Here is a 13133-nt window from a genome sequence, read left to right on the forward strand (position 1 = left end):
GATCATGACAATCATTGCTTAATTTCTCTTTTTATTCCTACAAAATTGGTACGAATATTGCTTCATAAATTACTGTCAAAACTATGAATAGTGGATACTTATCTGCCTAGATTACTTAATGATCACGAGTGAAATAGGTAGATCAGTATCAACCGTCGATTAGCCTCTTAGAGCATTATTTATGCTTAAGCACCAATCAAGGTGTCGATACGGGTTAATTATTATGTACACAAATTACTCAAGATTATTTATGTCAAACAACCAAAGCAGAAGAATTATGAATCGTAAAGGATTACCCGCTCTAGCATTACTGTTATCGCCGGCCCTATTTACACCAATAGCGCTTGCAAACACAGAATCTCAACCAACAACAGCATCGGCTGACTCTGTTGCTTCGATTGACAACAAACTTACAAACAAACGTAGTGAAGTAAAACAACTGGAAGCAACGGTTATTGAAGACCAAAGTCGCTTACGTGATTTACGTAACCAAGATTCAGCTTTAGATAATAAAGCTGAGCAGTTGGATTCAAAACGTAAACTGGCTCAACGTAATCTTGATGAACAATACAATCGCATGATTAACGATCCAGACTTGGATATCACGCCGTTTCAAAAGCAATACCAAGATTCGTGGAAAGAAGTAAAAGAAAACCAAGTTGCTAAGCTAGCAAGCCAACAAGACATTCAAGAGCAAACTCGTGTACTTAAAGCAAACAGTACAAAGAAACAACGTGCGCTTGATGAACTTGAAATCTTAGGTGAATCTCGCCAAGAAGCTCGTGTACTTCGTCTTCAAGAAGAACTATCAACTCAAGATACACTTGATGTTGTTCATACCATCACATGTAAAACAACCATGACTTTAGCGGCTTGTGCAAACCAAGGTAAAACCTTAAGCATGCAAAAAGCCGTCAATAGCTTTCAACAACAATTGATCAGTGGTTTCACTGAATCTGATGTTGTTAAACAGCATGTTGACAGTGTGTCGATGAATATCCATGTATTAGACAGTGCCATCATTGATAGCGGTTTTAACGGTAATAACCGTTACACAACAAAGCTTCAAGCGTCTTTACGTGCTCGTCCAAACACAACAGCCGCTTGTCAAATGCTAGGTCTTGAGAACCGTTACTGTATTGAACAAGGCACTTCTCAAACATCAAAAGACAAAATCAAAAAAGAAAAAAAATGGGTCGGCATTACGATTCGTTCAAACCGTCATGAAGACAACGTAACAGTAAATGGCGTTAATTACGGCAGCACCCCTGTTGATCTAATGCTTCCTGCTGGTCAACATCAAGTGACCGTTGAGAAATCAGGGTTTGAACCATACAGTCGTCAAATGTCATTAGTAAAAGACATGACATTATGGGCCGATTTAAAAGATCAAAAAAACCGACCTAAGCCAGGTAAGAAATTTGCAGACCGTCTAACCAACAATCAATTAGCACCACAAATGGTGGTTATTGGTTCTGGTGAATACCACGTAGGCAAAGAAGCGAATCACACAGTTTCTATGTCAAAAGCTTATTCTATTGGCGCAACTCCTGTAACTGTAAAACAATTTAACGCCTTTGTTGCAAGCAGTGGTTACCTTACTGAAGCTGAAAAAGGCGCAGGGTGTAATGCGATTAATGGCGGCGAAACAAAACGTCACCAAAACCAAAACTGGCGCAAGCCGGGCTTTGAGCAATCAGATAACGCACCTGCCGTCTGTATTTCTAAAACAGACGCAGAAACTTACGCGAATTGGCTAACAAAACAAACAGGCTTTACGTACGCGCTTCCTACTGATGCACAGTGGGAAATTGCAGCTCGTGCTGGCAGTAAGTCTGCTTACTGGTGGGGAACTGACATCGGTTCAGGTAACGCAAATACTGGTTGGGGTGGATCTTCTTGGGCAAACAAATCAACGTCTCCAGTAGCAAGCTTTGCCGCTAACCCATACGGTATTTACGATACCGCTGGTAATGTGTGGGAATGGACAAGTTCTGACTCTGGTATTGTTCGCGGTGGCGCATGGAGCTTTGCACCAAATAAAGCAAAAGTGTATGAATCACTAGAGCTAAATCCATCAACAAGCGCTAACTACACGGGTTTCCGCGTGGTTCGTTCTTTGTAAAAAATACGCTCACATTTAAAACAAAAGCCGCTGATACCAGCGGCTTTTTTCATTCTAATAAACAGAGGTAGAGCCCATTTCTCCACTATAATAAAGATTGTTATCCTTGTAGATTATCAATAAAAAGTGGATTTATTTACTTATAATCAGTTAGCATTATCTTAATAAGTAACTTTTTCAAAATAAAAAAAGGTTATTGCTCTCCATCATGCAGTAAAAAAACACAATAAAATCGCCTTATTTAACGATGTGTTTATGGATTTTTTAGAGAGGATTCTTAGTGAAAAAAATGAACGCTCCGCTTGATATGGGTAATGGAGCAAAATTTAAAACAAACAAACACGGCTATGTCACGGTGGTTGATTATTACAACTGCCATACTATTATTATTGCCTTTGATAACACAGGCAATGTGAGATCCATCAGTGCGGCAAAGCTACGAAGTGGCCTTGTCACTGATCGCTCCGTTCCTCCAGAATCGATGATGGTCGGAGAACAATTCGAGTCAGCCAAACACGGATTACTGACAATTACACACGTAGAGTCCGATAACATCGTCGTTTTAACGACCGCCGATGGTGAAGAGCTTCGCATGCTGTTACCTGCAGTTCAAAAAATGAAAGATAAATTAGAACAACTTAACGCAGCAAGAAATACAAAAAAATCACCTGCATCATTAAGTGATCTCACCAAAAGAAATAAAAAGACAAAAGAGACAAAAGAGATTAATAATATGTTTAACAAAATACTCAAAGACTACGCAAAATATTAGTTCTACTGCCTTCTTATATTAATGGTGTTGATAGGATTTATCACCATTAATATAATTCACTCACGTTATCCTTTCTCACCCTCCTATTTTTAATAAAAGTTATTTCATCAAAATTATTAACGTTATTCATATCAATAAGCTCAAGAATAATAGACCTGCGTCACAATCTCATTCTTGGTTTGTGATTGAGATCTTATTTATAACGCTTTTATTCCATTATGATTCTCACACAAACTTCAAGCGATGCAATTTTGCATTTTGATTTATCCAACTGAGAATTAATATTATGAAAAAGATTTTAGTGGTATGTGGCAACGGTTTAGGTACTTCATTAATGATGGAAATGGCCGTAAAAGAAGTCGCAAAAAAAATCGGGTTTGAAGCCGAGATTGATCATGAAGACTTATCATCAGCAGCGTCAAGCAACGCAGACATCTGGGTTGCAGCAACTGACATCGCCGTTCAATTAGAAGACGCTGGAAAACAAAATATTATTCGCTTGAAAAATATTTTTGATAAAGCATCAATCGAAGAACAATTAAAAGCATTCATGTAAGGTCTATTATTATGACAAACTTTTTTGAATTCATGCTCGGCTTGTTAAAAGAGCCAGCAATCATGGTAGGTCTTATTGCGTTTATTGGCCTCGTTGCACAAAAATCGGATCTTTCTACTATTTTAAAAGGCACCATTAAAACCGTAATGGGATTCTTAATCCTCGGCTTTGGTGCTGGCGCTCTTATTGGTGCATTGAATAACTTCTCGACGGTATTCACTGAAGCGTTTGGCGTAAGTGGTGTTATTCCAAATAACGAAGCGATTGTGGCATTAGCGCAAGAAGCCTTTGGTTATGAAATGGCATTAATCATGTTTTTCGCTTTTATCGTTAATATTGTATTGGCTCGTATCACTCCTTTGAAATATATATTTCTGACGGGTCACCACACAATGTTCATGTCGATGCTTGTTGCGGTAATTTTATCAACAGCAGGGATTCAAGGAACGTTGTTAGTCGCAATTGGTTCATTAATTGTTGGCTCATTGATGGTTATCATGCCGGCGTTAGGCCAAAAGTACACAGAGAAAGTCATGGGCACGGACCAACTTGCTATAGGTCACTTTTCTACTTTGTCTTACATTGTTTCAGCTTACATTGGCAGTAAATTTGGTGACACATCAAAATCGACAGAAGACATTAACGTACCAAAAAGTCTAATGTTCTTACGCGATACACCGGTAGCCGTCGCAACAACCATGTTTGTGTTCTTCATGTTCGCATCAATTATTGCTGGTGGTGAATTTGTTGAAACCGTTTCTGATGGCCAAAACTGGGTCGTATTTACCTTTATGCAGTCACTTACCTTTGCTGGTGGTGTGTACATTGTTCTGCAAGGTGTGAAAATGCTAATCGCTGAAATCGTTCCTGCTTTTAAAGGTATTTCAGACACATTAGTTCCTGGTGCTAAACCTGCACTGGATTGCCCAATGGTATTCCCTGTTGCTCCAAATGCCGTATTGATTGGTTTCTTATCTTCATTCTCTGCCGGCCTATTAATGATGGGTGTGCAAGGCATGATGGGTTGGACCATTATTGTTGCCGGCGTTGTCCCTCACTTCTTCGTGGGTGGTGCATCGGGTGTTTATGGTAATGCGACGGGGGGGTTACGTGGCGCTATATTAGGTGCATTTACTCAAGGTATCTGTATCTCTATCTTACCAATGTTGTTATTGCCAGTGCTTGGTGGTTTAGGATTAGAAGCAACAACGTTCTCTGATTTTGACTTTGGTGTTGTTGGGCTACTTCTTGGATGGGCTGTATCATGAGTTTATTTGATTTAATTGGTAACGACGGCATCGTTATTACCTCAGCTGAAAACCTAACGGTTGATGCGGCACTTGATTTAACCTGCTCTGCTTTATTAGCAAAAGGGAAAATAAAACAAAGTTATTTAGAGGCAATTAAACAAAAACACAAAGAGATTGGCGCGTATTATGTTTTGGCTCCTAAAATTGCCATGCCACATGCTCGTCCTGAAGACGGCGTAAATGAAGCGGCACTGCAAGTCACTGTGTTTAAGAATGGCGTCAATTTAGAATCTGAAGATAACGGGGATGTGTTCATTTCTATCACGTTAGCGGCAATGGATTCAGACAGTCATATTCATACAATTATGGCGTTATCTGAACTCTTCCAAAATGACGACGATATTGAAAAAATCATTAACTCTGATTCAATCGAAGAGATTGCTGAGATCATGAAGCAATACTAATGCTCTAACTACGTTAAACGCCGTTGATCGAATTATCGCTCAGCGGCTTTTTTATTCCCCCCTTCTATTTCATTTCTTTTACACTAAAGGCCACAAAACCAATTATTATGTTTAGAAACTTACGCATTCTTGAGATAATAATTAAACCCTCAATTTTACGAGTACAACACCAATGCAATCAGCCTTAGACATTAGTTGGTCACTCATGGGTTTATTCAGCCTGACTCTCCTTATCCCATTCTCTATCAATCGTTTCTATCAGTTAAATCTCGCTAAAGATATCACCGTCAGTGTGCTTCGAATGGTGGCTCAACTTGTATTCATTGGTTTATATTTAGAATTTGTGTTTCAACTGGATAATCCCCTATTAAATGTGGTTTGGATCATCGCGATGATCAGCATTGGCTCTAGCTCTATTGTGTCTAAAGCCAAGCTTCCAAAACGTCACATTTTCTTCCCTGTACTTATAGGGCTTCTTATCGGTTTATCACCTTTGCTGCTGCTATTGAGCGGGTTAATTATTCAGCCTACCCCATTTTACAGCGCTCAATATCTGATCCCTCTTGCAGGCATGCTATTGGGCAACAGTTTGAGTGGCAATATCGTGGCACTGCAAAATCTCTTCACTTCGTTTAAAGAGCGAGAAAGTGAATATCACGCAGCGATTGCGCTAGGGGCATCCCCTCAATATGCGTCAATTCCATTTGTTCGTGCTGCGATGCAAAAAGCGTTTGCTCCTATCATGGCATCAATGGCCACCACAGGATTAGTTACGCTACCGGGCATGATGACAGGCCAAATTTTAGGCGGTGTAAACCCAATGGTTGCCATCAAATATCAATTACTGATTTTAATCGCCATTTTTGTCATGCTGACTATTTCTGTCACCATCACTCTGCAACTCACCATTAAAAATAGCATTACAAAAGAAGGGAAAGTGTTGGTATCACTACCGACTGATTAATCGTTTTCTCTTAATTATTGGGTTCTACGCTCATTTGCGTTGAACCCTCTCTGTTAATTGGTATAACGTAAACAAAATAAACAACGTAACGGTAAGCTCCCAACCACGCAAAAACGTTCTTTCTAATCCATCGTTTATGCTCGTGATATAGAGTTGGATAGGCAGCATCGTCGCGAGTAATGCGTCGCCATGAATGTCACGTTTGATGCCAACTTCATTGACCATCGCTTTGGCAATCACATAGATAACCATCGCTAAAACAAGACCATAAAAACCAATAACGGATTGATGTTCAACTAAGACTATCGTGAATATCGCCGCTAAAGCACAGCCTCCTACTTGCGTTATAAACCGCCGTTTTACCGTCGCTAAAAATTTCTCACGCGTAAATTGAGAGGCCGCGGCAATAACCGGCACTAAACAAAACGTTGCCGAGATAAGATCAACGATCATTAAAAAACCAACCCCACTGCCAATGAGCGCCGTTGATACAAATCGATGTTGGTAAGTGACCTCATGCGGTTCAAAAACAGGTGGTTTGCCACTGCTAACGATAGGAAATAAAGACACCATTGTCTTTGCGACAATTATCGTGATCACCATAGAAATAAAGATTTCATGAATTCGTGTCGGCATTGAGGCATCAGTGTGCATTGAAAAGATAACTACCAATATCCAGTTGAAAGTAGGCATTAACATCGCCCCTAACTTGGGTGGCGTGTTTGCTCTTTTTCTCATGTAATCAAAGAACAATAAACTGATCGTCCAAATGATAAATGGGTGACTCGAAAAAACCTCGCAAACCACTAATGCTAACGAGGCTGCACACAGAACCGGAGCAAACATCTTTACCAGTCCTTTAAATGAATAATCCTTCCCTTTTGTCATGACGATAACAGGGTATAACGCCAAATAAACAGGCGAATTTAACCCCATCAACTTACCGGCCAGCATACAAATCGTAACAGTTAACGTGATTCGCAGTGTTTCATTGAGTTTGCTGTCATTCATTACACAACCCGCCTATTAGTAAACGTATCGGAACAATGAAACAAAATGCATCCACGCTATTCCTACCGCATCAATGATAGGATTTCCATTAGCAACCATTACTGTTGCTCTTGACCCACTGATCAGATCGTTATTCATCTTATCGACTGCAATTCGAGTTCTTATTTTTTGTTGGTTTCGGATCCAACGATCGTCATTTTCTACGCTTGCTAACTGATTTGTTGGGTTGTATACATCAAAAATCGCACTGTCTTTACTTATGATTTTTCCGTCGAAAACATGACCGGGTAATGCATCAAAAACAACATAGGTTGTGTTACCGGTTTTTAAATGACTGACGCCTTTTTCATTAAAATCCGCACTTATCCACTCCGCTTTGTCATTCACAACAAATAATGATGGTGTACCCATATTAATATAACTGCCTTTTTGCAATTGTAGATTCGTCACTACGCCATCAATGGTTGATTGAATGTCAGTATTGCTAAGATCTAAACGCGCAGAAGCCACGTTATCAAGAGCAATCTTCATCGCTGCATTATCGCCATGATTAAGCTCCACGTTAATCTGCTCAATATTGCTCTTAGCTATCTCAATATTATTAATCGCTAAATCAAGCGCGACTTTGGCATCATCAATGGCTTTCTTATTGGTTAACCCTTTTTTAAAGGTAAGGAATTTGAATGTTGCTGAGTTAGCATTGGCCCGTCTAAAAAAGCCAATTTCACCATCGCTGTTTTTTTAAAAGGTATCGAAAATATAATTATCGGGGATTTTATAACTGTTTTAGCCCTATTTCATGAGTTTTAGATACACTTATCCTACAAACCTTATTATGCTGCCCTCAATTCTGACTGAACTATCGCATGGGTGACTAAATCATTGACCGAATTTCCGACTCGGAAATTCGTAAACACCAGACGACTTTCACATAAAATACATTCGTACGGATCTACTTTTACATATCCTTTTAACATTGCGGCATACCCTGGCATTTTCGGCTCAGCTTCTATTGTCATACCTAAAGCTGCATAAACTCTAGGCAGAGCTTCTCCACGACGACGCATTGATAAAAAACCGTAGTATCGGATCATCTTGAAATGTTTATCAGGATAGTGCTCTACTATCCGTCTTATCATCTCTTCTGGTGATAATGTTAGGCTGTCTGTTGTTCCTGTTCGATGGTCTAAATAATTAAACGTTATCATTCCGCCTTTGGCGTAATGACTTAAACGTGACGCTGAAATTGGGGGCCGTTTTAAATACCGACCAAGATAGTTCATCGTCGGTTTTACATTATTTGTCTTTTTAGCAAAATGAAGCTTCCAACGACGATTATATTGACTGCTTAAAAAGCGTGACCAATCCGTTTTATTACGGATATAGGGGCATTCTTCGCTTGATAAATCAAGCTCATAATAAGCCTTACCCAATAAACTGACGATAGCCGCTCTCCAACAAGGCTCTGTCGTTTTCATTTGGAAGTAAATGGGTTTCCATAAACCGGTACGTTCACAAATTCCCCCACGAGTGACCGATAAATGTAAGTGCGTATTCCAATTCAGTTTTCGACCGTAAGTATGAAGAGCACAAAAGATACCGACATCTATTCCTTTATCTTTTGCCCATCCCAGCAGAATGTTTGCAGCACATTTGAATAATTTATTTAACAGCCAACGGTTATGACGAAAGATAGGCCATAGCGTGTTTGGAAGGGTAAAGGTGATGTGTTGATATTCGCATTCAGGGAAGACATGTTGTTGCTTTTGTATCCATCGCTCTGTGGCTTTCATGCCACAGCTACTGCACGCTCGAGATTTACAGGTTTGGTGAATATATTTGATATGGGTACAGTCAGGGTTGCAACAATGATATTCGCGAGAGCCAAAAGCCGCTGTCCCACAGGACAGCATCTTTGTGACATTTTCAATCACGACCGCTCTTAGGTTAGCTTTGTTATTATGAAGAAATTTAAGCCAGTTATTTTGACTATTAAATAATTGTTTCAGGGGTTTATATGCGTGCATGGCGATAGGATAAACGATTTATTGGCAACAATGGAAGAGGTTGAGTCCTTTTGATTTGCGCCGTAGGCGCCTATTGTTCTCTAGCGTAAGATAACGGTGGTAATCTTTTTTCGCATCAATCAATTCTAACTGTCTTTGCACAAGAGTCAGCTTAGATGACGCTAATAATTGCTCTTTTGAATGATTCGATTCAATGGCTTGTTGTAATTGAGATTCTGCTTTTTCAACGGCTAGTTGATATTTTGTTTTATCAATCGAAAATAAGAGTGAGCCTGCGCGAATATGATCTCCATTCGTAATGTATACCGCCGCAATTGTTCCTGATACTTCCGGTGCAATATTCGCAATAGGCTTATGAACCGTGGCTTGTGTCGTAAAAGGGGACACATTATCCGATAAGATTAAGAATGCAGAAAAGCCTACCGTTATCGCTAGCACTGAATTAATCGCGTATTTGTACACATTGCCTTTCATTGTTTTTTATCTCTTTTGTCATCTTATTTTATGCGCTGATATTATCAATGATGGTGCTAAGAACAATAACAAGAACTGCAATTAACACTTCCATTTATGGAATCGTTTTAAGTAAATCTCATTAAATAACCATAATTATGAGATTTATTTTCTGTCACGCCCAAAAACAAAAACACAAAAAACGATCTAAGTACGATAAGATAATAATAAAATAGATTAAGGAACCCGCTCAATGGAATATACAACACTCGGTAGCAGCAATGTGTCTGTTTCTCGCATCTGCCTTGGTAGCATGACTTGGGGACAACAAAATTCTCAAGAAGACGCGAATCAACAGATCGAATACGCGCTTAGCCAAGGAATTAACTTCATCGACACCGCTGAAATGTATGCGGTTCCGCCTTCCCCAGATACGTACGGAAAAACAGAAACCATCATTGGTAATTGGTTTGCTGCCAATCCAGAGCGCCGTAAAGACATTGTACTTGCAACCAAAATAGCCGGGCCGGGTTTACCTTGGGTTCGCAACGCAGCTCCAATTACGGGTGAAGCTATTATTGCCGCTGTCGATGCGTCACTTGCGCGTTTACAAACCGATTATATTGATCTATACCAACTGCATTGGCCTAACCGTACCTCTCCCCATTTTGGTAAGCACTTTCCTAATCACTTCAGATTTAGCGATTTTGATGCGAAGAAAGAAGAAGCCGATATGCTTGAGATCTTACAAGCATTAAATACCTGTATCAAAGCAGGTAAGATCCGTCATATCGGGCTATCAGACGATACACCTTGGGGTATTAATACTTACCTTAAACTGAGTGCTAAATACGATTTACCACGCATGGTATCTATTCAAAACGAATTCAGCTTATTGCACGCAAAAGATTGGCCTTATCTGATTGAGAATTGTCTTCACGAAGACGTCGCTTATCTGCCTTGGTCCCCATTAGCCGGCGGCATGTTAAGTGGTAAATATCTGGATGGTAAAATGCCAGAAGGAAGCCGTTGGACGTATTCACAACGTAACGGAATATTCCGTGATACTCCAGCAGCAAACGAAGCGCTCAACGCCTATATGGAAGTTGCAGAAAAACACGGTTACACACCTTGTCAGCTTGCATTAGCATGGTGTGACCAAATTGATGGCGTGACATCAACCATTATTGGTGCGACTTCTCTAGCGCAATTAAAAGAAGACATTGACGCTTTTTCTAAGCCATTAAATAAGGATGTATTAACCGACGTTAATGCCATTTTTAGAGTAAGCGTGCGGGGAACTACACCTAACAAATAAAATTCATTATGCGTATCTTACGATCTTTCATTTAACGAGAACGTAATTATGCAAAAAGATAAAAAGAGAACACCAGAGCAATGGCACGCTCTATTTGAATCTCAGCAATCTAGCAAGCTTAGTGCCGCTGAATTTTGTCGTAACCATAATATTCTGCCAAAGACATTTAGTGCACGTAAAGCACGATGGAAACAAAAGATTAACATTGCCAGCTAATACTGAACCTCACTGGATAGGACTCTTATTAAAAGGGTATCAATCATGAATGTATTTACTGATGTTTCCACCATTTATCTTCATCGTGATTTTGTCGATTTTCGCAAGGCCATTAATGGCCTTGTCGTGATTGTTGAGCAAGAAATGCAACTATCACCGTTTAGTGATGCTCTATTTATATTTTGCAATAAGCCTCGTGATAAACTCAAAATATTGTATTGGGATAAAACAGGATTCGCTTTATGGTACAAGCGATTAGATGAAGACCGCTTCAAATGGCCACGAAATATAAATAACGATACGTTAGCATTATCAGAGCAGCAACTGACACTGCTATTACAAGGTTTTGATATCTTAGGACATCAACTGGTACATTATCAAACAACCCTTTAAATAGTTGATTCTCAGTCAAGAATAGGAGGCAACCGATTGATTACCTGTATTATCGTTATATAGTCATCTACATGACTGATAAAATAAAACCACTTCCTGATACCATTGACGAGCTGAAAGCACTTGTGCTTCAGCTTGAAAATAAATATAACCGTCTTCTAGAGCAATTTCGACTGGCTCAACATCAGCGCTTTGGTAAAAGCAGTGAATCTGACTCGACTCAATTTGATTTATTCAATGAAACAGAAGAAGAAATCATCATTGAAAATGATGACACACAAACGATTACCTACACTCGTCAAAAGCCAAAACGCCAACGCTTACCTGAAGACTTACCGCGTACTGTTATTATCCACGACATAAAAGATAAAACTTGTAAGTGTTGCGGTCTAGAGATGCATGCGATGGGTAAAGACATCAGTGAAAAGTTGGAATTTGTACCAGCTAAAGTGGAAGTTATTCAACATGTTCGTCCTAAATATGCTTGCCGAAATTGTGAAAAAAACAATACTTCAGTAGACATTAAACAAGCCCCAATGCCAGCGTCACCAATCCCTAAAGGGATTGCGACCGCAAGTTTACTTGCTCAAATTATTACGGCTAAATTTCAATACAGTCTTCCACTTTATCGTCAAGAAACGTTATTTCAGCAATGGGGTATCATTATTGGACGGCGAACGATGGCGGATTGGTTAATAAAATGCTCGGTACTATTTACCCCTCTTAATAACGAGTTACATCGTATTTTGCTTGAACAACCCACTCTGCATTGTGATGAAACAACGGTAAATGTGTTGGATGTTGAAAAAGCAAAATGTTATATGTGGGTCTACTGCTCTGGCTATGATTCTCCAGGCTCTGGTGTTTTGCCTGGAATTGTACTTTATGATTATCAATCTAGCAGGCATGGCTACCATCCAGTTAACTTTTTAAAAGGTTATAACGGGTATTTACATACCGATGGTTACCAAGGTTATGAACAAACTGAAGCGATTTTAGTTGGCTGTTGGGCACACGCACGTCGACGATTTATTGAGGCTCAACGTGTTCAAGTAAAAGGGAAAACAGGGAGTGCAGATTGGGTATTGAGTAAAATCCAAAAGCTATACCGGATCGAATCGTTATTAAAAGAGGCTTCCCCTGAAGCCAAGTATGTTGCTAGGCAGACAGAAGCCCGCGATTTACTTAAAGAGCTCCGTGATTGGCTTGATAGCGCAGTTAGTCGAGTATCACCTAAAACAAAATTAGGTGAGGCGATTAGCTATACATTAAATCAATGGGATAAATTAGTTCGTTATATTGATGATGGATTGTTATCTATTGATAACAATCGAGCAGAGCGAGCGGTTAAACCGTTTGTTATCGGCCGGAAAAACTGGTTATTTTCGGGTTCAACGGCTGGTGCAGATTCAAGTGCAATGCTTTACAGCATTGTAGAAACAGCAAAGGCAAACGGATTAATCCCTTACGATTATATTAGGTATTGTCTAGATCGTTTATGTGTTGGATCGCCAGATATCGATTCACTTTTACCTTGGAATGTAAAAGACAAGGTGTAGTTCCCCGCACGCTTACAACCGAAAA

At 39.6% G+C, this 13133-nt stretch carries 14 protein-coding genes; 10 read left to right on the forward strand and 4 right to left on the reverse strand.

Annotated elements, in window-relative coordinates; genetic code table 11:
* Positions 1 to 277 precede the first annotated feature (277 nt).
* The 6 genes from VSAL_RS20275 to VSAL_RS20300 all read left to right on the forward strand — a co-directional run bounded on the left by VSAL_RS20275 (position 278) and on the right by VSAL_RS20300 (position 6131).
* Entirely contained in the window at positions 278 to 2125 is a 1848-nt protein-coding gene (locus tag VSAL_RS20275) for an SUMF1/EgtB/PvdO family nonheme iron enzyme (RefSeq protein ID WP_044583595.1), read from the forward strand.
* 289 nt (positions 2126 to 2414) lie between these two features.
* On the forward strand, positions 2415 to 2897 hold the full coding sequence (locus tag VSAL_RS20280) for a hypothetical protein (RefSeq protein ID WP_044583596.1): 483 nt from the start codon (positions 2415 to 2417) through the stop codon (positions 2895 to 2897).
* 286 nt (positions 2898 to 3183) lie between these two features.
* Positions 3184 to 3453 (forward strand): PTS sugar transporter subunit IIB, encoded by a 270-nt coding sequence (locus tag VSAL_RS20285; protein WP_012552104.1) that lies wholly within the window; start codon positions 3184 to 3186, stop codon positions 3451 to 3453.
* A gap of 11 nt (positions 3454 to 3464) precedes the next feature.
* Positions 3465 to 4721, forward strand: a complete 1257-nt coding sequence (locus VSAL_RS20290) for a PTS ascorbate transporter subunit IIC (RefSeq protein ID WP_012552105.1) — start codon at positions 3465 to 3467, stop codon at positions 4719 to 4721.
* Positions 4718 to 5167, forward strand: coding sequence for a PTS sugar transporter subunit IIA (locus VSAL_RS20295; protein ID WP_012552106.1), 450 nt, complete (start codon positions 4718 to 4720; stop codon positions 5165 to 5167). Before VSAL_RS20290 ends, VSAL_RS20295 begins: the two co-directional genes overlap by 4 nt.
* A gap of 172 nt (positions 5168 to 5339) precedes the next feature.
* The gene (locus VSAL_RS20300; protein WP_012552107.1) at positions 5340 to 6131 is read left to right on the forward strand and encodes an ABC transporter permease; all 792 of its coding nucleotides are present in this window, start codon (positions 5340 to 5342) and stop codon (positions 6129 to 6131) included.
* Positions 6132 to 6161: 30 nt separating this feature from the next.
* On the opposite strand, the gene VSAL_RS20305 is transcribed toward VSAL_RS20300, so the two are convergent.
* From VSAL_RS20305 to VSAL_RS20320, 4 genes are all read right to left on the reverse strand, one after another.
* Positions 6162 to 7142 (reverse strand): DUF2955 domain-containing protein, encoded by a 981-nt coding sequence (locus VSAL_RS20305; protein ID WP_012552108.1) that lies wholly within the window; start codon positions 7140 to 7142, stop codon positions 6162 to 6164.
* A gap of 15 nt (positions 7143 to 7157) precedes the next feature.
* A complete protein-coding gene (locus VSAL_RS20310) occupies positions 7158 to 7703 on the reverse strand; it encodes an HlyD family secretion protein (protein ID WP_231850937.1) in 546 nt (181 codons plus the stop codon).
* Positions 7704 to 7975: 272 nt separating this feature from the next.
* Complete coding sequence (locus VSAL_RS20315) at positions 7976 to 9169, reverse strand: IS91-like element ISVsa9 family transposase (RefSeq protein ID WP_012548955.1); 1194 nt, start codon at positions 9167 to 9169, stop codon at positions 7976 to 7978.
* A gap of 18 nt (positions 9170 to 9187) precedes the next feature.
* The gene (locus tag VSAL_RS20320) at positions 9188 to 9643 is read right to left on the reverse strand and encodes an HlyD family secretion protein (protein ID WP_231850938.1); all 456 of its coding nucleotides are present in this window, start codon (positions 9641 to 9643) and stop codon (positions 9188 to 9190) included.
* Positions 9644 to 9875: 232 nt separating this feature from the next.
* On the opposite strand from VSAL_RS20320, the gene VSAL_RS20325 reads away from it, so the two are divergent.
* The 4 genes from VSAL_RS20325 to VSAL_RS20335 all read left to right on the forward strand — a co-directional run bounded on the left by VSAL_RS20325 (position 9876) and on the right by VSAL_RS20335 (position 13108).
* The gene (locus VSAL_RS20325; RefSeq protein ID WP_044583597.1) at positions 9876 to 10940 is read left to right on the forward strand and encodes an aldo/keto reductase; all 1065 of its coding nucleotides are present in this window, start codon (positions 9876 to 9878) and stop codon (positions 10938 to 10940) included.
* A 48-nt stretch (positions 10941 to 10988) separates the two neighbouring features.
* On the forward strand, positions 10989 to 11156 hold the full coding sequence (tnpA, locus tag VSAL_RS23060; RefSeq protein ID WP_231850883.1) for an IS66 family insertion sequence element accessory protein TnpA: 168 nt from the start codon (positions 10989 to 10991) through the stop codon (positions 11154 to 11156).
* Between the two features lie 45 nt (positions 11157 to 11201).
* On the forward strand, positions 11202 to 11549 hold the full coding sequence (tnpB, locus tag VSAL_RS20330) for an IS66 family insertion sequence element accessory protein TnpB (RefSeq protein WP_012551497.1): 348 nt from the start codon (positions 11202 to 11204) through the stop codon (positions 11547 to 11549).
* Positions 11550 to 11620: 71 nt separating this feature from the next.
* Complete coding sequence (locus VSAL_RS20335) at positions 11621 to 13108, forward strand: IS66-like element ISVsa2 family transposase (protein WP_012549008.1); 1488 nt, start codon at positions 11621 to 11623, stop codon at positions 13106 to 13108.
* Positions 13109 to 13133: the final 25 nt, after the last annotated feature.

Origin of the sequence: Aliivibrio salmonicida LFI1238 (assembly GCF_000196495.1) — a bacterium.
Classification (GTDB): domain Bacteria; phylum Pseudomonadota; class Gammaproteobacteria; order Enterobacterales; family Vibrionaceae; genus Aliivibrio; species Aliivibrio salmonicida.

Coding starts and splice junctions, on each gene's coding strand:
- VSAL_RS20320 (WP_231850938.1), bottom strand. CDS start 9,643: ATGAAAGGCAATGTGTACAAATACGCGATTAATTCAGTGCTAGCGATA.
- VSAL_RS20300 (WP_012552107.1), top strand. CDS start 5,340: ATGCAATCAGCCTTAGACATTAGTTGGTCACTCATGGGTTTATTCAGC.
- VSAL_RS20325 (WP_044583597.1), top strand. CDS start 9,876: ATGGAATATACAACACTCGGTAGCAGCAATGTGTCTGTTTCTCGCATC.
- tnpA (WP_231850883.1), top strand. CDS start 10,989: ATGCAAAAAGATAAAAAGAGAACACCAGAGCAATGGCACGCTCTATTT.
- VSAL_RS20315 (WP_012548955.1), bottom strand. CDS start 9,169: ATGCACGCATATAAACCCCTGAAACAATTATTTAATAGTCAAAATAAC.
- VSAL_RS20280 (WP_044583596.1), top strand. CDS start 2,415: ATGAACGCTCCGCTTGATATGGGTAATGGAGCAAAATTTAAAACAAAC.
- VSAL_RS20290 (WP_012552105.1), top strand. CDS start 3,465: ATGACAAACTTTTTTGAATTCATGCTCGGCTTGTTAAAAGAGCCAGCA.
- VSAL_RS20305 (WP_012552108.1), bottom strand. CDS start 7,142: ATGAATGACAGCAAACTCAATGAAACACTGCGAATCACGTTAACTGTT.
- VSAL_RS20335 (WP_012549008.1), top strand. CDS start 11,621: ATGACTGATAAAATAAAACCACTTCCTGATACCATTGACGAGCTGAAA.
- VSAL_RS20295 (WP_012552106.1), top strand. CDS start 4,718: ATGAGTTTATTTGATTTAATTGGTAACGACGGCATCGTTATTACCTCA.
- VSAL_RS20285 (WP_012552104.1), top strand. CDS start 3,184: ATGAAAAAGATTTTAGTGGTATGTGGCAACGGTTTAGGTACTTCATTA.
- tnpB (WP_012551497.1), top strand. CDS start 11,202: ATGAATGTATTTACTGATGTTTCCACCATTTATCTTCATCGTGATTTT.
- VSAL_RS20275 (WP_044583595.1), top strand. CDS start 278: ATGAATCGTAAAGGATTACCCGCTCTAGCATTACTGTTATCGCCGGCC.